This is a genomic window from Arthrobacter sp. 05T444 (assembly GCF_056395905.1).
In genome coordinates this window covers 25,112-42,414 of sequence record NZ_JBFTKK010000030.1, presented here as the reverse complement: position 1 = coordinate 42,414, position 17,303 = coordinate 25,112, and the positions used below count along the sequence as shown (strand labels likewise).

The 17,303-nt window shown below is 62.0% G+C and carries 19 protein-coding genes and 1 pseudogene; 7 read left to right on the top strand and 13 right to left on the bottom strand.

Annotated features, from left to right (window positions below; genetic code table 11):
- From AC1DD3_RS20450 to AC1DD3_RS20430, 5 genes and pseudogenes are all read right to left on the bottom strand, one after another.
- Positions 1–158: pseudogene (locus AC1DD3_RS20450) on the bottom strand (aldehyde dehydrogenase family protein); the annotation flags it as partial.
- 69 nt (positions 159–227) lie between these two features.
- Positions 228–1,547, bottom strand: coding sequence for a flavin monoamine oxidase family protein (locus AC1DD3_RS20445; protein ID WP_230120085.1), 1,320 nt, complete (start codon positions 1,545–1,547; stop codon positions 228–230).
- 13 nt (positions 1,548–1,560) lie between these two features.
- The gene (locus AC1DD3_RS20440; RefSeq protein WP_230120086.1) at positions 1,561–1,893 is read right to left on the bottom strand and encodes a cupin domain-containing protein; all 333 of its coding nucleotides are present in this window, start codon (positions 1,891–1,893) and stop codon (positions 1,561–1,563) included.
- 55 nt (positions 1,894–1,948) lie between these two features.
- Positions 1,949–2,740 (bottom strand): MoaF C-terminal domain-containing protein, encoded by a 792-nt coding sequence (locus AC1DD3_RS20435; RefSeq protein WP_230120087.1) that lies wholly within the window; start codon positions 2,738–2,740, stop codon positions 1,949–1,951.
- Positions 2,741–2,801: 61 nt separating this feature from the next.
- A complete protein-coding gene (locus AC1DD3_RS20430) occupies positions 2,802–4,256 on the bottom strand; it encodes an APC family permease (RefSeq protein ID WP_230120088.1) in 1,455 nt (484 codons plus the stop codon).
- Positions 4,257–4,467: 211 nt separating this feature from the next.
- Between AC1DD3_RS20430 and AC1DD3_RS20425 the strand changes: the two genes are divergently transcribed.
- Positions 4,468–5,082, top strand: coding sequence for a TetR/AcrR family transcriptional regulator (locus AC1DD3_RS20425; protein WP_230120089.1), 615 nt, complete (start codon positions 4,468–4,470; stop codon positions 5,080–5,082).
- Between the two features lie 152 nt (positions 5,083–5,234).
- Here the strand turns inward: AC1DD3_RS20425 and AC1DD3_RS20420 are convergent, their stop codons facing one another.
- Positions 5,235–6,476, bottom strand: coding sequence for an NAD(P)/FAD-dependent oxidoreductase (locus tag AC1DD3_RS20420; RefSeq protein WP_476882400.1), 1,242 nt, complete (start codon positions 6,474–6,476; stop codon positions 5,235–5,237).
- 173 nt (positions 6,477–6,649) lie between these two features.
- Here AC1DD3_RS20420 and AC1DD3_RS20415 point away from each other — a divergent pair, with 173 nt between their 5' ends.
- On the top strand, positions 6,650–7,246 hold the full coding sequence (locus AC1DD3_RS20415) for a hypothetical protein (RefSeq protein WP_476882399.1): 597 nt from the start codon (positions 6,650–6,652) through the stop codon (positions 7,244–7,246).
- 40 nt (positions 7,247–7,286) lie between these two features.
- Here AC1DD3_RS20415 and AC1DD3_RS20410 read toward each other — a convergent pair whose 3' ends face one another.
- Entirely contained in the window at positions 7,287–7,910 is a 624-nt protein-coding gene (locus AC1DD3_RS20410; protein WP_230120091.1) for a TetR/AcrR family transcriptional regulator, read from the bottom strand.
- 183 nt (positions 7,911–8,093) lie between these two features.
- Between AC1DD3_RS20410 and AC1DD3_RS20405 the strand changes: the two genes are divergently transcribed.
- The 3 genes from AC1DD3_RS20405 to AC1DD3_RS20395 all read left to right on the top strand — a co-directional run bounded on the left by AC1DD3_RS20405 (position 8,094) and on the right by AC1DD3_RS20395 (position 10,415).
- Entirely contained in the window at positions 8,094–9,134 is a 1,041-nt protein-coding gene (locus AC1DD3_RS20405) for an aldo/keto reductase (RefSeq protein ID WP_230120092.1), read from the top strand.
- Between the two features lie 101 nt (positions 9,135–9,235).
- Positions 9,236–9,622 carry a nuclear transport factor 2 family protein gene (locus AC1DD3_RS20400; protein WP_230120093.1) on the top strand — a complete coding sequence of 129 codons (387 nt, stop codon included), beginning with the start codon at positions 9,236–9,238 and terminating at the stop codon, positions 9,620–9,622.
- A gap of 22 nt (positions 9,623–9,644) precedes the next feature.
- Positions 9,645–10,415, top strand: coding sequence for an SDR family NAD(P)-dependent oxidoreductase (locus tag AC1DD3_RS20395; protein WP_476882398.1), 771 nt, complete (start codon positions 9,645–9,647; stop codon positions 10,413–10,415).
- A 657-nt stretch (positions 10,416–11,072) separates the two neighbouring features.
- On the opposite strand, the gene AC1DD3_RS20390 is transcribed toward AC1DD3_RS20395, so the two are convergent.
- A complete protein-coding gene (locus tag AC1DD3_RS20390) occupies positions 11,073–11,345 on the bottom strand; it encodes a DNA gyrase subunit A (protein ID WP_230120095.1) in 273 nt (90 codons plus the stop codon).
- A gap of 226 nt (positions 11,346–11,571) precedes the next feature.
- On the opposite strand from AC1DD3_RS20390, the gene AC1DD3_RS20385 reads away from it, so the two are divergent.
- Positions 11,572–12,135, top strand: a complete 564-nt coding sequence (locus AC1DD3_RS20385) for a dihydrofolate reductase family protein (protein WP_230120096.1) — start codon at positions 11,572–11,574, stop codon at positions 12,133–12,135.
- 353 nt (positions 12,136–12,488) lie between these two features.
- Here AC1DD3_RS20385 and AC1DD3_RS20380 read toward each other — a convergent pair whose 3' ends face one another.
- Both AC1DD3_RS20380 and AC1DD3_RS20375 read right to left on the bottom strand, forming a co-directional pair.
- Positions 12,489–12,989, bottom strand: coding sequence for an SEL1-like repeat protein (locus AC1DD3_RS20380; protein WP_230120097.1), 501 nt, complete (start codon positions 12,987–12,989; stop codon positions 12,489–12,491).
- Positions 12,990–13,066: 77 nt separating this feature from the next.
- A complete protein-coding gene (locus AC1DD3_RS20375; RefSeq protein ID WP_230120098.1) occupies positions 13,067–13,462 on the bottom strand; it encodes a hypothetical protein in 396 nt (131 codons plus the stop codon).
- Between the two features lie 820 nt (positions 13,463–14,282).
- Between AC1DD3_RS20375 and AC1DD3_RS20370 the strand changes: the two genes are divergently transcribed.
- Entirely contained in the window at positions 14,283–14,669 is a 387-nt protein-coding gene (locus AC1DD3_RS20370) for a hypothetical protein (protein WP_230120099.1), read from the top strand.
- Between the two features lie 169 nt (positions 14,670–14,838).
- Here the strand turns inward: AC1DD3_RS20370 and AC1DD3_RS20365 are convergent, their stop codons facing one another.
- From AC1DD3_RS20365 to AC1DD3_RS20355, 3 genes are all read right to left on the bottom strand, one after another.
- Positions 14,839–15,060 carry a hypothetical protein gene (locus AC1DD3_RS20365; RefSeq protein ID WP_476882397.1) on the bottom strand — a complete coding sequence of 74 codons (222 nt, stop codon included), beginning with the start codon at positions 15,058–15,060 and terminating at the stop codon, positions 14,839–14,841.
- Between the two features lie 526 nt (positions 15,061–15,586).
- A complete protein-coding gene (locus AC1DD3_RS20360) occupies positions 15,587–15,964 on the bottom strand; it encodes a hypothetical protein (RefSeq protein ID WP_028275079.1) in 378 nt (125 codons plus the stop codon).
- Positions 15,965–16,250: 286 nt separating this feature from the next.
- On the bottom strand, positions 16,251–17,165 hold the full coding sequence (locus AC1DD3_RS20355) for a helix-turn-helix domain-containing protein (protein ID WP_476882396.1): 915 nt from the start codon (positions 17,163–17,165) through the stop codon (positions 16,251–16,253).
- Between the last annotated feature and the right edge of the window lie 138 nt (positions 17,166–17,303).

The window sequence follows — 17,303 nt, the reverse complement described above, 5'->3', positions numbered from 1 at the left end:
GGCTGGGCGGCCGATGCGGCGGCTATGGCCTGCTCCAGGTCCTGGACGCTGTGGACCGGCGCCTCACCGACTGCTTCTCCGGTGGCGGGGTCAAGGATGGTCCGGGTTTCGCCGGACTCCGGGGTGATCGAGGCCAGCAGGGCATCGTAAGTTTCCATGGGGTACTCCACTAGTAGTCAAGCGATGGTCCTGCTCAGGTGGGCGGGACTGGGATTGGGTAGCGTATTTCAGCTGGCGCCGATGGGGGCGCGGGACTCTACGGCCAGTTGGTCCGCTACGGCTCTGGCTGCGTCGAGGCCGCTTTCGATCGCGCCGTCGATGAATCCTCCCCAGCCGTTGGCGAAGTCGGATCCGGCGAGGCGGACCCGGCCTTCTGGTCTTTGGAGTTCGGCCAGCGAACGGGTGAGGTACCAGGTGTAGTGCATTGGCCAGGTGGATCTGGAGTGTTCGTCGTCGATCCAGTTGTGACCGGCTATTTCGAGGACTTCCAGTCCTGGGACGAGGGAGTCGAGGTGACTTTGGGCAGCTACAGGGTCGTCGACATCGATGGCGGCGGCGTCAGGTCCAAAGCAGACGAGGGTGGTGCTGTCATGGTCAATGTATTCGGCCTGAGCGAAGTTGAGCGCCCCGTTTTCAGGGCCGAGGGCAACGAACCGCTCTTGGCGGCCTTTGACTTTGATCCACAGTTTGGCTCCCTGCCCGGCTTGGCCCTTGGCTGCCGCTGCCAGTTTGGCGGGAGAAAGAGCGGGCTGGATGTCCACGTCGTTCAGCACGCTCAGGGGCAGGGCAAGGACGATTTGCCGGGCCGCGTACTGTTGGCCGTCGGCGGTGTGGACGATGACGCCGGCGTTGTCCTGGGCGATGGAAACAACGTGCTGGTTCAGCCGCAGCTCCGCCGTGGAATCGGCAAGGATGGCCTCAGCGAGGCGGCGGGTGCCGCCGTCGATCTTGAAGCTGGCGCAGGCCTCGAACATGATCTGCCATGAGCCGGTCGCGACCGCGCACCAGCGCAGGGCCTGGGTGTAGGCGGCCTGGTCGAGCTTGCCGTTGAAGTTCAGTGTCCAGAAGGAGCGGAGGAGCTGGCGCTGCTCGTCGGGCAGGTCCAGCCGGTCGATGGCCTCGGAAAGGGTAATGCCGTCGATGTCCGCGACTCCTGGGCTGGACAGTGGCGACCAAGGAAGCGGGAAATAGTGGCGCGAGTCAGCCAGGAGGGCCTGGTTCGGGGCGTCGAGCAGTTCAAGCAGACTGTCCGCGCTGCCTTCGCGTAGCTGGCCGTTGGCGGTCCAGAAGGCCTTGGTGAACTCCGGCCCGGGGACGGGGTTGATCCCGTAGCGTCCCATTTCCGCCCAGACGTAAGGCTGGGTCCAGTGCACCCAGGTGCCGCCAAGTTCGAGGTTGCGGCCCAGCCGTTCGTCGAGGTGGGTGCGGCCTGCGATGCGGTCCCGGGCTTCGAGCAGGGTGGTGGTGTGGCCGCGACGCGAGAGTTCACGGGCGGCGGTGAGGCCGGCGAACCCGGCGCCCACAATGATGACATCGGAGGTTTCCACGGAGATTCTCCCCTTAGCTGTAGACGAAGAATTCGATGGTGGGTTCCAGGACGGTCCAGCGGGTCATCGCACCCTTGGAGAGGGAGGCCATGGACCCGGCTGTGAGGTCGAAGGTGTCGGCGCCCTTGACGTCGATGCGCAGGTGTCCGGAGACGATGTAGATGGTTTCGTCCTGGTCGATGGGCAGGTCGAAGGGTTCGGGCGCCTCCTCGGGCGTGACCTTCCAGATGCCGGAGCTCAGCGCGTCGTTGCCATTGTCGCCGGGGCGGAGAAGCCATTGCACATTCCCGAGTTCGAAGGGTTCGAAGGCTGCGTCGGTGTGCTGGGTGTGGAAGACCTGGGACATGATGTTGCTCCTTGAGTTTGTTGGCCGGACCGGCTGGCCGGGCATCGGTTTGCGGTTAGTGTTTGCGGGTGTCCTGCGGGTACTCGGTGGTGTTTAGCACGCTGAGCCGTGAGTTGAACGGCAGGATGACAGGCTCGGCGGCGGGGTCGTCCCAGCCGAACATCCGCCCGATCGAGCGCTGTTCACGGAGATCCACGAGCAGCACGGCTTCAACTGTCATGACTTTCTCGGTCCAGAAGAAGATGTAAAGGTCTTCGGCGACGGCCCAGGTCATGCAACGGTCCGTATCCGCGAGTCCGGCCTCTCCGCCGCGGACGCAGTTCCAGGTGAACGTTCCCGCATTCAGGTAGATGTGCTCGTAACTCTCCACATCGCTGTAGCGGTAGAAGATCCGCTTCCCGACCAGGCCGGAGGATCGCTCGTGCAGGGATGACGAACCGTCGGCGTTCGAGTGCGTGAATTCTGTGGTGCTCCGGATCCTGCCGTCCACGGTGACGAAGGCGGAGACGCCGCTGGTGACGGCGCCGGTGTTGCGGTCGAAGATGATGGTGACGTTTTCGGCGTCGATGCCTTCACTGCGGACGAAGTCGATGATGAAGACGCCAGGACGGGCTTCGATTGCTTTGTAGGTTGCTGTTCCGCTTCCTGAGGGGCCGGACCAGCCTAGGGAGGACGCGTCCTTGAAGGCGTATTCGGTGATGGAGCCCGCAGGTGCCGGTATGGTCAGGGCCGTGTTGGACAAGGCGGAAGTGGCAGGCAGTGTCTGGTCGCCGAAGCCGTCCAGCATGGCTGACACGGGGGGCCATTCGTCTTCGGGGATGTAGTCCTGGATCTCTGTGGACGTCATTGGATGGTTCCTTTCATCGGGCACGGGGGTGCCCTGGGGATGGGCGTATCGGAAGTGGATGTCAGAGGATTTCTGCGGCGTAATTGATCGCGGGCTTTTGCCTGCCCCGTACCAGTCCGGCTGCGAAGAAGAGCGGGATGCCGATGAGGAGCCAGCGTGCCACGCCGCCAGCGCCGCCAAGCAGGACGTCGTAGTTGTCCAGCGTCAGGTAACCGACAATTACGAAGGCAAGGAAGGACAGTGCGGGAGCGATCACGGTCACCCAGAGGTTGTCGCGGACGCCCGTTCTGGCGAAATAGACGAGGATCGCGGCCGAGGTCACCAACAGGATTGCGATGAACCCGGCCGTACCCAAGGCTACGAACCACGCGAACACGGTGGTAATGGGGTCCGCCCCGGTCAGGAGGAAGGTGCTGATGATGGCCAGAACAACGAGCCCATTCACAAGGCCTGCAAAAGACGGGGCGCCGGTCTTGGAGACCGAGGCGAGCTTGGCGGGGAGTGCGCCGGCCCGTCCGAGCGCAAACAGGTAGCGCGAGAACATGTTGGACAGTCCCAGGAGCATCGCGATGAAGCTGGTGACGACGAGTACTTGCATGGCGACGCTGAGCCATGAACCGGCGCTGGCTTCTGCCAAATCGAAGATCATTCCCGAGGGGTTTTCCGTGGACGCCGCCTGAATTTTGTCGATTCCGATGGCGCCGCTGATGGCCCAGGTGGAAAGTGCGTAGAAAACGCCGATGAACGCGATGACGAGGTAGGCGGCGCGCGGAATTGTGCGTCGAGGATTCTTCGCCTCCTCGGCGAAGACAACGGTTGCTTCGAAGCTGGTGAAGCATGCGAAGGCGAAAAGCAAGGAAATTCCTAAACCGGGTCCGAAGATGTTCGAGCTGGTGAAGCCTTCGAAGGTGAAGATTCCCAGGCCGTTTTGGGCCACGAGAGATACAACCAACGCAGCTATGACCAGCGTTTCGCCAAGGATGAGAACTCCCAGCACTTTCAGGCTTGCGTCGACGCCCCGCATCGTCAGCCCGGTAGTTACCGCCAGAATGACCACGATCCAGACGTAGACAGGAAGTCCGATGCCGGTGAGGCTTTCAATCAGCTGCTGGGCAAACACGCCGAACTGTGCCCATAGGCCGATCTGAAGGCTGAGATAGGTCAGTATCGCGATTCCCGCGCCACCCGTGGCCCACTTGTTGCCCAGGCCTTTGGCGATGTAGGCCACAAAGCCGCCGGCGTTGGTGATGTGCTGACTCATCCGCAGGTAGCCGACCGAAAAGAGAGCAACCAACAGTGCGGCGATGGCGTAGATCACTGGCGTTCCGGGACCGCTGGCGGAAAAGAGGACGGGGCTGGCACCCACGACCGCAGCCATCGGCGCGGCCGCCGCGATGGCAAAAAAGGCAATGGCGACAACACCGAGCCTGTTCGCTCTCAACCGGACCGAAGTCGCCGTGGAGAGGGGATCTTCTACTTCAAGATGTGCGGTGGTCTGACTGGATTCTTGATTCATGGGTGGGTCCTTCAGGAGTGCATTGTCGACGCCGATGCGGAGGGTAGGAAGCCTGCTGTAGCGCGCCGGTGCGCGGCAGCAAAAGGCCAGAAGCTGTTCCTGGGAGGGGCAGATCGTCGGGTGATCTGAGCCACAATTGAAACTATACGTTTGTATAGTTTGAACTGTCAACGGGCGACTTTGCGACGCGTAACGCGGCTAGACTCGCTGTATGAGCCAGGAAACTCGCAAGTTGCCGTACGGAGATGGCCGCGAGGCGCTGCTAGCGGCCGTCATCGACGTGGTCGCAGAAAAGGGCCTCCGAGGAGTGACGTATCGGTCCGTGGCAGCGCGTGCGGGCGTCAACCACGCCTTGGTGACGCACCACTTCGGGTCCTTGGAAGGGCTGCTGGCCGCCACGATGGAGTGGGCGGTACAGAGGTCCATCCGGGAAACGGGCCTGGCCGGGATCGCGGACTTTGACGATGACTTTGCCGACTCTCTTATTGCATCGGTCTCAGCTGAACCCGAACTGCAACTGTTCCAGTTCGAAATGATCCTAGAGTCGAGGCGCAATCCGCAGATCCGTTCCATGGTGGAGCGTCTCTACGAGAACTACGTAAGCACTGTTGAAGAAGCCTTGAGCAAACGGGGACTGGACACCAGCGGTGAGGCCTCCTTGGCCATTTTCGCCGCACTTGACGGCCTCATGCTGCAATTCCTCACGATCAGCAACCCGACCAAAATCAGGTCAGCAGTGGCCCAAGTAGGCCAGCTGGTGGCCGGACTTCGGGAGTCCAGCAACGGCAATGACGATCCCCGGCACCAGGTGACCGCGACGAGCTAGCGTGCCGCTGCCCTGCCGCTGAGCGCCTCGACCAAGCGACCGGGGCGCTGCAGTTCTCGTTCTCACAGACGAAGGATTTCAAGAACGGGTTGATTCGGGAATCGCGGTGCTGGTGGCGAGCTACCGCATGCGACGCGCCTACCTCATATCGGCTAGTCCGGTTTGCCGACAATCACCTGCGACGGACTGTGCGTGACGTAGCCATTAGCCCAGGAAAAGAGGGCCTGGAGCTTCTGCTGGAAACCGGGCAGCAAGGCGAGGTGAACTCCCAGCCAGGAGACGAACGCCAGCGGGCCTTGCAGTTGGATACGCTTGCGGCCGAGTTCGGCGACTGCGGCTCCGCGGCCGACCATTGCCATGTAGCCCTTGTCCCAATAGACGAACGGCTGGCGCATTTGGCCGGTGAGGTCAGCGTAGATGTTGCGGGCGGCCCATTTGCCGGACTGCTGGGCGACCGAACCGAGCTGGGGAAGTTTGGCGCCCCTGGCATCGGTGATGTTGGCTGCATCGCCCAGCACGTAGACGCCCTCGGCCCCGGCCGCGGTCAGATCGGTCAGCACGTCGATGCGTCCGCCTTTCCCCTGCGGCAGGCCGGACTCGGCGATGATTTTTCCGGCCTGCAGGCCCCCGGCCCACACAACGATCTTGGCTCGAATGACGGTGCCGTCCGCGAGCGTGACGCCGTCGGGACGGACGTCTGTCACGCCTTGGCCCATGTGTAGTTGTACCCCGAGTTTCACCAGACGGTCACGGGTATACGTCTGTGATTTGGCGGAGAACGCCATCAGCACGTTCGGCACCATATCCACGAGATGGACTCGACACCGGCCCGCAAGGCCGGGCGAAAAATACTTCGGCACAATGTACTTGACGTTCTCTGCCAGCGCACCGGCGGTCTCCACTCCGGTGGGGCCACCGCCGACCACAACGACGTCCACGCTGCCCGCATGTTCACGGTCCGCCTCATCCAGGACGCGGGTGAGGGAAGCGCTCAGCCGCGTGGCGTCAGCCACTGAATACAGCGGATAGGCGTGTTCTTCGGCGCCCGGAGTGTTGAAGAAGTTCGGGACGGCACCTGTGGCAATTACGAGGATCCGTGCCTGGTGACGGGAACCGTCGGCCGTGGTGACGGTTCGGGTGACGGAATCGATCGCCGTCACCTCCGCCGTGAGGACGCGCACGCCATTTATGCCGCGGAACACGGAACGAAGAGGCCGAGCCACCGCCGACACGCCGATCTGCGACGCCGCCACCTGGTACAGAAGGGGCTGGAACTGATGGTAGTTGTTCACGTCGATCAGGAGTACCCGAATGCCCTTGCGGCCGAGCTCCTCGGCCGCGGTCATGCCGGCAAACCCACCGCCAACCACGATGACCTGATATGTATCGTCCATTCGAGCAACATACCGTGCGGGTCAGCTGCGCAACAGGGCACGTTTGTGGCTCCGGGAAGCTCCGGCTTCCCCGGCCCGCCGGTAAGAGGGTATGGGGTTACTGAGGGCCTCCGCGGGCCGTGAAGATGTCAGATACCTCCACTAAGCCCCGGGGCCTCCTCACTTCAAGGCTTATGTCACCCACGTCATGGCCTGGAAGGCGGCTTCATGCTTACTTCGCGGGCTTTCCGAAATGGCTGTATCTTCAGGTCCGATCAAAGGGTGACGAAAGCTCATCCGGATGCAGCTCGGGTCTGGCTCGGACAAGACGGAGGGGATGGCGGAACGACCGTCCCGACCAGGCTATCCACCGCCATCTCGACCTTCGTGCGGACGTTTACGCGGCCGCTGACCAGCCGTCGGCAGCAGCCGCCACCACTACAACGCGCCAAAGCCTTGAAGCCGACAACCTGAACCTGCGGGCCAGCGTCCGCCGTCAGACTCAGCACATTGCCGACCTGGAAGCCCGGCTGTCGGAGCTCCTCGGCGAGCAGGCCTACTCCCGGACCGGACTCGGCGCATCTCGCAACCACGCCGCGCTCGAGGAACAGAACCACACACTGCAGAACGAGATCGAAGAACTGCGGGCCAAGATGCAAGACCAGGAGGAAGAACTAGGTGCCGCCCGGGAGGCGAACCGTCAACTCATAGGGCAACTCAACAGGCCGGCGCCAAGTGATGGTTTGGATGGCCGCCGCGGCACGATGCAAGATGCGACCCGCCAGGACTGAAGCCCTTGGATATCCCGGGGAAGCATCGCCTATGTGGTCCTTAGTGCCGGTTACTACGCCAGGCTTCGACCGTTCGGTTGATATAGGTCTCGACGCTGGCGCTGACCTTGGTGGACGGGTCAAGCAGCCATTGCAGCCCGATTCCGTCCAACACGGCGGTGACCAGGCGAACTTCTATCTCGATTTCGGCTGAGGTGAGCGGTGCCACGTCGCCGGCGTCGACCGCTTGCCGGAGATGGAGTGCGAGAGTTTCGAGGTTGTCCGTATAGCGGCGTTGAATGAAGACGTGAGCCGGATGGGCCGGGCTGGATGCCTCGGCCGCGATGGTGGTGAACAACTCGAGCAGCCCCCGGTTGCTCAGATGCGCAGTCATGACCTCAGGTAGTCGGCGGAAATAGTCCAGACCGAGAACACCCGTGAGGCTGGCTTCGACAGTTCGTCGGTCCCACTCCTGCAGCACTGCCGTGAGGAGTCCTTCCTTGCTGCCGAAATGCTGCAGCAGCGTGGCGTGGGAGACCCCGACCCGGTCAGCGATGGTCCGGATCGAGCCACCCGCGTAGCCGTTCTCTCCGAAGACCGCGATGGCGACAGCGACGATCTGTTCACGCCGCCGGATTCCGGTGCGGTAGGGACCCCGTGAGGTAGTCCCTGTGCTATTCGACATAGGTTCCACCTTCTCATGAATCCGTTGACCAAAACCTACCACTCGGTTACAGTTTATCTCCAGATAGGGGCGCCGTCGACAGCAGCCTCGACCACGACTCCCACGACGCAAACATCCTCCCTGACGTCCGGCACCTGCCAAGCCCGGCCGCCCGCCAACCACCATGGAAGACAAGGAACTCTGATGGAATACTCAGTCCTCGGCTCGACCGGCGTAAAAGTGTCCCGGATTTGTCTGGGCACCGCCACATTTGGCGTCGCACCGACCGCGCAGGATGCCGACCAGGTCGTTGGCGCAGCTATCAACCTGGGGATCAACTTCGTCGACACCGCCGACGTATACGGCAACATGCCGGTCTTCGACCGGCCCGGTGCCCCCGTCGCCGCTGATCGTGAACCCTCCGAGCAGATCCTCGGCCGTGCCCTCCGCGGACGTCGCGACGAGGTGGTGATCGCTACCAAGTCCAACGGAATCGTCGGGCACGACATCAACGACCGTGGCCTGTCACGTCGACACATCATCCGTCAGGTCGAGGCGAGCCTACGCCGCCTGGAAACTGACTACATAGACCTCTACTACGCCCACGATCCCGACCCGGACACGCCGTTGGAGCAGACCCTGGCGGCATACGACGATCTCATCCGGCAGGGCAAGATCCGCTACGTTGGCTTGTCCAACCATCCTGCCTGGCAGGTTACACAAGCCCTGTGGATCGCGGATGATCGGCGTCAGCAGGCGCCCGTCGCCGCCCAGGTAAAGTACAACCTCATCGATCGGGCCGCCCAACGTGAGCTGGTGCCCGCCTGCCAGCGGTTCGGGCTGTCGATCGTTCCCTACGCGCCGCTGCACGGCGGCCTGCTTGCCGACCTTCGCGTTCTGGACCGGGACGTCTCGGGTGACCAGCGTTTCGCCGGAGCAGGGTTCAGCGACGCCGAGATTGCCGTTGCTCGGCAGGTCGAGCGTCTCAGCCGTACATGGGGACTGGCGCCGTACCAAGTTTCGCTGGCCTGGCTGTTGTCCCGCCCGGCCGTCGCTTCCGCCATCGTCGGCGCCGAAACCCCCGACGAGCTCCACGCCAACGCCACAGCGGCCGACGTCAAGCTCGAACAGTCGCAGCTGGACACACTCACGGCGTTGGCCAGCGAACCGGCAGCCTTCCATCACCGCGCCGGCACCGGACCGGAACGGCCACCCGTCACGACCGCCATGCCATCAACCGACTGAGTGGCTCAACCTCGCCACTGAGCAGGTCTTGCGCCGGCACCAACCGCAGCCGGTCCCTCGCTCGACTGCGTACCCCAGCCCTTCATCACAAAGGAACAATCATGCCTCAAGCCGACCAGGACACCATCGGCCTCCTGACCGCCTACTTCGACGCCATGGAGGCCAAAGATCACGAACGGCTGGGTTCCTACTACGCCGACAACATCACCCTGACCTTCGCCAACGCACCGACCATCGCCGGGCGCGACGCCATGCTGGGCCAGATGATTACCCTGCTCGGCAAGGTCAAGTCGCTGGCCCACCCGCTGATCAACGTCTGGCAGGAAGACGGTGGGGTGGTCATCGTCGAGGTCACCAGCATCTGGCGCCTCCACGACGACAGCGAAGTGAACATCAACGCCTGTTCGATCTTCACCCTCATCGACGGCAAGTTCACCGACCAACGCATCTACGTCGACAACGCCCCCGTCGAACGCTTCCTCAGTTGACCAGCGTACGAAAGGACCGCTCGTGGCTCGCATCCTGATCACCGGTTCCGCCCAAGGGCTCGGTCGAGCCGCCGCCACCACCCTGCTCGACGAAGGGCACCAGATTGTCGTTCACGCCCGCGACACCAACCGCGCGGCCGCGTTGACCGACTTGGTCGATCGCGGTGCGGCCCTGGTCGTTGGCGATCTTGCCAGCGTTCAGCAGACCCGCCACCTCGCTGACCAGGTCAACCAGCTCGGCCCGATGGACGCCGTCATTCATAACGCGGGAGTCTACGGCGACCGCGATCGTAACCCCAGCCCTGAGGGGCACCCGCGGGTGCTGGCGGTCAACACCCTCGCCCCCTACCTACTGACCGGGCTGATTCAGAAGCCAGACCGGCTGATCTACCTCACCAGCGACATGCACGTCAGCGGCGACGGCAACCTCAGCGACCTCGACTGGAACACCCGCCGGTGGAACGGCACCCAGGCCTACTGCGACAGCAAGCTCTTCGTCACCGCACTCGCTCTCGCCATCGCCCGCCGTTGGCCAGACGTCATGAGCCACGCGGTCGACCCCGGCTGGGTACCCACGCGCATGGGCGGCCCTTCCGCCCCCGACGATCTTGATCAAGGCCACCTCACTCAAGCCTGGCTCGCGGTCAGTGGCAGCCGAGATGCCACCCGCAGCGGCCAAGTCTGGCACCACCGCCGACCAGTCTCCATCGCCGCCGAAGCTCGCGACAGCAGCTTCCAAGACCGACTCCTCAAGCAGTTGGCCGAGATAACGGGGATTGAGCTCGAAGGGTAGTTGCGCGCAAGACACCAAACCGTCTAGAGGCCAGCCCACGGAGAACAAGTGAGCGACACTTATCGCGCACGAACAACTGCACTCTCACGAGGCCAAACGTCAGAATGGCGCCACTGACGCCAATAGAATACCGGGTCAGGTCCTTACCCTGGCGCGACCACGGACTGGCCCGATTCCGATCCCTAAAAATCAGAACACGATAACCACCAAACTTGGGCTCGAAAAGCATCTGGTCAGGCAAGGCAGAAGCCGGCGGGATGCCCTTCACCCCCTTCGCCAGCGCAACCTCCAGCGGCGGGCGAACCCCCGGCGATTCCCCCGGGCGAAGCGCCGGGGGAATCGTGTCACCGAACTGCGACATGCCCTCAGAATAGGCCTCTTTAGGCGGCCGCGATCTGTTCAATGGGTGGCCTGATGAACCGCTGCACGGGTCCTGAGTGCCCTTCCTTCAATCGCCCCTGATGGCCGCATGGCCCTGCCCGTTAAGCTTGCCCTCGAACGAGCCGAATCTACCAAAGCGCAGGCGCGTCTCGGAACCCTAGCAATACGAGACGGGAAGGTTTCTAGACACCGAGTTAGCTGGGCACAACGGTGAGCAGCTGCTTCCTGGTAGCGTCGCGCTGAGGGAACAAGTAGTCGACGGAGAACACGAAGTCCTCAGCGGCCATCAGGCAACTTTGATCTAAGTTCTTCTGCATGGGAAGCGATGGCCTGACGCTGGTCTCGGGTGAATCTTCTAGCCTGCAGGTCGAGGACTGCCCGGCTGCACAGCTCTCCTACACCCAACAGCTGACCCACCCGACGGATTGCTTCGTCCCCGTCCTCTGAATCCTCAATCATCTGGAAGACCTCGTCACGCCGATCCATCGCCTGTACCAGGGCATCGACGACCATCAATTGTTCCCTTGTCTGCCGCTCATCCTCATCCATGCGGCGATTCTTGCACGACGGAAGTCATTGGGGCATTGCGTCCAGTTGGGGATCCTTCACCAGATAGCTCAGTTGAAATGAGGACCGAAGGCTATGGCATCCAGATCATGGGCAGTTACTGTGGCTCCATGAGGGACAGGATGCTGCTGATCATGTGCGGGACGACAGAGGTTCCTGCTCCGTGCTGGTCTATAAGCTGGAGACCGACTGACGGAAGGCTGGCGCCGTGCGGAAACTGATCTACGGCATGAACCTGACCCTGGACGGCTACATCGCCGCGGCCGGCGACGACATCGGCTGGAGCGGGCCGAGCGACGAACTGTTCCAGTGGTGGCTCGACCAGGAGGTGGCTAGCAGCCTGTCGCTGTACGGCCGCAAGCTCTGGGAGACCATGAGCTCCTACTGGCCGACCGGCGACCAGCAGCCCAACGCCACCCCGGCGGAGATCGAGTTCGCGCGGAACTGGCGGGACACGCCGAAGGTGGTGTTCTCCTCGAAGATCGACAAGGTCGATTGGAACACGCGCCTGGTCACCGGCGACGCGATCGCCGAGATCACCCGGCTCAAGGCCGAGGACGGAGGCCCGATGAGCGTCGGCGGCGCAACGCTCGCCGGGGCGGCCATGCGGGCCGGTCTGATCGACGAGTACGCGCTGGCCACCCATCCGGTCCTGGTGGGCGGCGGCACGCCGTTCTTCACTGCGCTGGACAGCTGGGTGAACCTGGACCTGGTCGAGACGCGGACGTTTCCCGGCGGCGTGGTCCTAACCAGGTACGAGACGAGGCGCTGAGCGCGTTCCTCCGAGCGGTGGAGGAATCGATCCACCACCCGCGGCCCCACGTCGGGTGGCCAGCAGATGGAAGTCCGACTCACATCTACCGCTGGGCCACGCCCTGCTGAGGATCGCTTCTTACTCTCAACAGTTAGGTGTTCTTCAACACGATGTTGTCTCCAATGCCGAAGACACAGACACTCCCGGCAGGTTGGGTTGGACCTACGCAGTTTGCCATAGGATCCCTGACTGCGGCGCGTTGACCACGCACGGCTGAGCAGCCGTGGATGGTTCTGCTCTGACTGGATTAGTCCTTTAGTTATCCAAAAGGAACCTGTCGATCAGGTATTGGATTCCTGCCAGGGCGGAGACTAGGACGAGCATGCGGCACCCCAATCGCCCAAACGTGTGGCCAATCGAGAATGAAACTGCGATTCAAGGACCAACCCCGAACGAGGCAGTTGGAGAGGACTAATCCACGCGATGAGCCGCCAGCCCTCATCTGAAGAGATTCGTAGATCACGCGTGGCCGCCCGGCGAATGGTTATGAGCTTTGAGGGCGATCCGTCTATCGGCCTGTGACGCCGTCCGTGACGCTGCTTACCGCGAATCTTGCGCAGGACTTTTGGGGATAGTTTGTCGCCCTGCTGCGCAGCCTTCTTCAGTAACGCCCTGCCCTCCCGCACTTGGCCAGAATTCCAAAGCGCAAAGCCCAAGTTATGAAGTGCGCTGGGTTCACCCTCTGCGACGCTGCGTCTGAGGAGTTCAATTTCCGTCTGTGGGTTGCCCACCTTCGAATAAAGATCCGCCAGCACGATCAAAACCTCTACCTTGCCGTTTTCCAGATGTTTTTCCCGTAGATTGATCGTCATCTGTGGTGTGGATGAGTTCCACGGCGGCCTCAGGGCTCGTTTCGCATCCTTCGCGTAGGACCTCCACGGCGGACAGTTCATCGCCTACTGCTCTGTACGATCTGGCCAAGCGGAGCGGCACGAGAGGATTTTCGCCAGCGAGGCGCAGCCATTTTATGGCCTGAAGATGTTTGCCCATCTCCAGGGAGGTTTCTCCCAGATAAATAGGCCGCCTGAGGATCCCCTATTTCCAACGTCTTCTGGAATTGAGCTATTGCTTCCTTGGGCCGGTTGATGCCGCGAAGGAACCAGCCATAGTTCAGGTAGGCTTCCTTCACTCCGTGCTCGATGGCAAGAAGGTACGAGACTTCTATCGCTGCATACTTGGGAATCTGAGTGAGGTCGTTTGCAGCGTTGAAGAGCCCGTCCTGATCTTTGAACAGGATCAGTTCTACGGATGAACGAAAGTCCACGGGTTCTGGATTCGAGCTCATATCCTGCCTGTATTGGAGGCTCCGACGCCAAACGTAGCGCAACCTTATCGTCCGCCAGGCGCGTCTGTTGATATGCCACGTGTGTCGATTACTGTCTTGCCTGGGTTCCATTTGCGGGAACCTCTGCCGGCCCTCCGCTGCAGCATTACATACGCTGACGTTTCCTGGCCCGAACGAAGCCCATAACTCCGACTAGAGCGAGCAGGCCCCCTAATGTTTTGACCACTCCGCCGGCGACCTAAATTGCGAGGGCGATCCCGCACAATCTCTTCAGCTTTCACGGGCTCCTCCAGTCGATTGGGTTCAAAATCCTTGCCCTGTTCGGAGCCTACAATCTTTCGCTCAAGTTGCCGGATACAAAGACAAAGCAAAGGGTCCCTCTGTCGAGTTGACCTTGTACCGCCAAGTCCACGCTAACGTCCCGAAAGCGGGTGGCTCACTTACGTCCCGCAAGCCGGTCGATGGAAGGGCACACCCCTTGATTTCTCGAACGTGTGAGGGGCAGACATCGGGATGCCCCGTATGCCCTGCCCGGTTTACCGCCCCGGTGAACGTCCCCGAAGTGGAGCATGGAAAGTCTTATAACCCTAGGGATACGAGGCACGAGGTTTCAAGACACCGAATCGATTAGGAGAAGGGTGTCGGGCTCCCTCAGAAGGAACGTAAACCGGACGCCCCCTGATCAGTAACCTTTACAGGGGCCTGTGGGCCTCATTTTCCCTAGGACGGGCGCTACTGGAACGCGCCAACCCCGGCGCTAGATATTTCGGTTGGTAGATTGGGATCATCTCCAGAACCAGAGGTAATGAGGTGGCCAGTCATGACGACGGCAGGAAATGGCGACCGAGGAAGCCTGCTGGCGTTGCTTTCCGACAAGGAATTTTGGGAACCAAACGGCCGTGTCGGCGTGATCACCCAGGGTAAGTACACCAACAGGCTGATTCTTTTCCATCCGGAGCCAACGCCTGGTCAATGGGCGGAAGTCGTCAGCTCCTCATTGGAAGAAGGTCCCCTGGATTCCTATATTTTGGCTGATGAGTATGCCGCGAACGTCCTCGAGGAGTACGGTGTTGTGTGGCTAGCCAGAAGCAACGAGGAAGTCGCCTTGGAACAGACGGTTTTCGATTGGCGACAGGTGTTTAGACCGGCACGGCGAAGTCTGAAGCAGTCGATCAGAGAGCTATTGGGGCGAAACCAACCGGAGTGAACGGGAGGAACTTTTTGAGGGCCCCGATGGTGATGGCACAACTTATTTCGGATTCCCAAGCCAACAATTGTCGCTTGTGTGAGTAGTTTCTTGCCCCGGTTGGGAACCCCGTGCGGGATAGTCCGGCTAGCTCGGCCTGGTCTGTCTTTGAAACCTTCAAAACGATGCATTAGGTGGCGGGTAGAAGGGCGGATTCAACGGCGACAATTTTCGAGCCGTAGAGTCGGTCCATATTTTTCTGGATGCTTCCGTCGTCGTAAATGACCCTGACAAAGACATACCCGTTTTCGACCTTTGCATAAAGCAGCGCTGGATCACTGGATTGCGACAGATCGTTTCGGATCTTCCTCAGCTGATCCGGCGTGCCAACGCCTCGATGCGCTGTGTCCATTCGAGGGTCCTTTGGCCATGGCGCGGACTCATTGGGTCCGAGAGGGCGTGGAGGTGTTTGCCCAAGGGTGAAGGTTGTGCCGTCCCACGTCCCCTGCAGCAGGTAAGTTCCCCACGTAACCATCCCTGCGGTTTCCGAGCCCCTGACAGAGTTCCAGTTCCAGCCGTCAATGACTGGTCCCAAGGCTAGAGTGTCGGTGCCTTCCTCGCATAAATGCCACTTTAGGCGGAATAAGCCTCGGGGCTCCTGGTGGGGCCAGATACGTCCGTCCAGCCGGGGCCAAGAAGGATTGACATAGTCAGCGCCAATTCGCGGAACGCCGACACTGACCTTTGCACGAAACACTGCACGTGTGGAGTTGGTCGCTCTGTGGCGGCGTTTTTTGGTCGCTCCGTGTCGCAACAGTTCCCGTAAGGCGAGCACCCATTCCCAATACATCGCAGCCGCACGTGAGCAGAGGCGCATCTCATGACCGCCGACACGAAACGCCGAGGCTAGTCGACGCACCGGATCGCGTCGCAGACGTTCACGGCTGGGCGTGACGCTCCAACGCGTCCAGAGTCGTCTCGGGCGATGTGTTGAAGCAGAAGGTGATTCCGGGCGATTCCGCATTGCACACGTTGATGATCCGTTCGAAGAGCTCGGTGTACTCCGGGATCATCCTGATGCCGCCCCCGATCATCACTAGGCCGAAACGATCACGACCGAACGCCGAGCGAATCTCTGCTTCGGCCTCGTCCGGGGAGGTGCCGATCAGGCAGTTGACGGCGTCGAAGCCGGCGGCCGTAGTGGCCCCGAACCCCGCTTCGATCCGTTCGGTCATCGTGGCCTCGTCGAGGCCAGGAGGCAGCTTGCTATAGTCGAGGGCTCGCGCGTGGATGCCGATCATGAGGATTCGAGTCATGGCCTCATTGTGGCATGCACGCCTCACCAACGAATTAGCCAAACCGCACCACCAATCAGGCGGGCCCGCTGGATCCTTGCTCGACCCGCCCCGCCCCGCCCCAGATGAGCTGTTCCTGTAGTGCAGAGGACTCCTGACGTTCCGTGCAGACGACTTCGGAAAATGACACCCCTAGGGCAGTCTCACTATCGGTCGTTCGCGAGATGAGTGGTTCAGTCGTTCCGGTGCCGTGTGCGAAGTCGATTCTGTTCGGTGGGGCGGCGAAAGGAGGCAACACCGAAGCGGTCTAGGCGTCGCGGGGTGTGTTGGATTTCGTGGGTGCCGGCGCCGTTTCCTGCTCTTCCTCCTGGGTCGCCGCCCAGCTCGCCAGAAGCCGAAGAGCGTCCGCCGTCGGTGTTCCCGGCTCCGCCGTGTAGATCAGGAGGCTCCATCCCTGATCGGCCATCAGCTCGCTGGCCTCAAACAGAAGGTCCAGGGTGCCGACGATCGGGTGGTGGAAGTGTTTGAGGCCGGTTGCGTGCCGCCGGACGTTGTGGGCGCCCCATTTGGTCCGGAACTCCTCGCTCCGGGTGGAAAGTTCACCGATCAGGTCCTGGAGGTCTTTGTCGTACGGATCGCGGCCGGCTTCGGTCCGGAGGATCGCGACGATCGCGTCGGCAGTGCCATCCCAGTCGGGGTAGAAGAGCTCGGCCTTCCTGCGGTCCAGGAAGGCGTGGCGGGCCAGATTGACCGGCCGTTCGGCTGAGGCGTAGGCGTCAACGTGCAGCGCTCTGCCGAGCGCGTTCGCGGCGACGATGTCCATCCGGCCGTTCCGCACCAGTGCCGGGCCGCCTGTGATCGCGTCGAGGGCGAGCTGAAGGCCGGGGCGGACCACGGGGTCCCGAGGTGAGCGGCGCTGGCGGCGGCCCGGGGAGGCCGAAGTGGCCCGTGCCAGATCGAAAAGGTGCTCGCGTTCGGCTTCGTCAAGCAGAAGTGCACCCGCGATGCTGTGAAGGACCGCGTCAGACGCTCCAGTGAGATCCCCACGCTCCAAACGGGAGTAGTACTCCACGCTCATCCCGGCCAGCAGCGCGACCTCGGTACGGCGAAGCCCGGGGACGCGCCGGTTCGGCCCGGGTGCCAGACCGACCTGGTCCGGCCGCACTTTCGCCCGCCGCGTCGTGAGAAACTCACGAACTTCGTCTCGGTTCCGCTCAGTCATGACACAACACTACGAGCGGTTTCTCTAGCGTGGGGTTCCCCGCCAGGACACCCCTCAGGAGGGAACCCCGCCCGCGCGGATGATGAGGTTCGATAGTGGAAGCGGCCCGACACCGCCTCAGGGCCAATCCCAGCCCCC

Coding starts and splice junctions, on each gene's coding strand:
- AC1DD3_RS20440 (WP_230120086.1), bottom strand. CDS start 1,893: ATGTCCCAGGTCTTCCACACCCAGCACACCGACGCAGCCTTCGAACCC.
- AC1DD3_RS20435 (WP_230120087.1), bottom strand. CDS start 2,740: ATGACGTCCACAGAGATCCAGGACTACATCCCCGAAGACGAATGGCCC.
- AC1DD3_RS20430 (WP_230120088.1), bottom strand. CDS start 4,256: ATGAATCAAGAATCCAGTCAGACCACCGCACATCTTGAAGTAGAAGAT.
- AC1DD3_RS20425 (WP_230120089.1), top strand. CDS start 4,468: ATGAGCCAGGAAACTCGCAAGTTGCCGTACGGAGATGGCCGCGAGGCG.
- AC1DD3_RS20420 (WP_476882400.1), bottom strand. CDS start 6,476: ATGGACGATACATATCAGGTCATCGTGGTTGGCGGTGGGTTTGCCGGC.
- AC1DD3_RS20415 (WP_476882399.1), top strand. CDS start 6,650: ATGTCACCCACGTCATGGCCTGGAAGGCGGCTTCATGCTTACTTCGCG.
- AC1DD3_RS20410 (WP_230120091.1), bottom strand. CDS start 7,910: ATGTCGAATAGCACAGGGACTACCTCACGGGGTCCCTACCGCACCGGA.
- AC1DD3_RS20405 (WP_230120092.1), top strand. CDS start 8,094: ATGGAATACTCAGTCCTCGGCTCGACCGGCGTAAAAGTGTCCCGGATT.
- AC1DD3_RS20400 (WP_230120093.1), top strand. CDS start 9,236: ATGCCTCAAGCCGACCAGGACACCATCGGCCTCCTGACCGCCTACTTC.
- AC1DD3_RS20390 (WP_230120095.1), bottom strand. CDS start 11,345: ATGGATGAGGATGAGCGGCAGACAAGGGAACAATTGATGGTCGTCGAT.
- AC1DD3_RS20380 (WP_230120097.1), bottom strand. CDS start 12,989: ATGACGATCAATCTACGGGAAAAACATCTGGAAAACGGCAAGGTAGAG.
- AC1DD3_RS20375 (WP_230120098.1), bottom strand. CDS start 13,462: ATGAGCTCGAATCCAGAACCCGTGGACTTTCGTTCATCCGTAGAACTG.
- AC1DD3_RS20370 (WP_230120099.1), top strand. CDS start 14,283: ATGACGACGGCAGGAAATGGCGACCGAGGAAGCCTGCTGGCGTTGCTT.
- AC1DD3_RS20365 (WP_476882397.1), bottom strand. CDS start 15,060: ATGGACACAGCGCATCGAGGCGTTGGCACGCCGGATCAGCTGAGGAAG.
- AC1DD3_RS20360 (WP_028275079.1), bottom strand. CDS start 15,964: ATGACTCGAATCCTCATGATCGGCATCCACGCGCGAGCCCTCGACTAT.
- AC1DD3_RS20355 (WP_476882396.1), bottom strand. CDS start 17,165: ATGACTGAGCGGAACCGAGACGAAGTTCGTGAGTTTCTCACGACGCGG.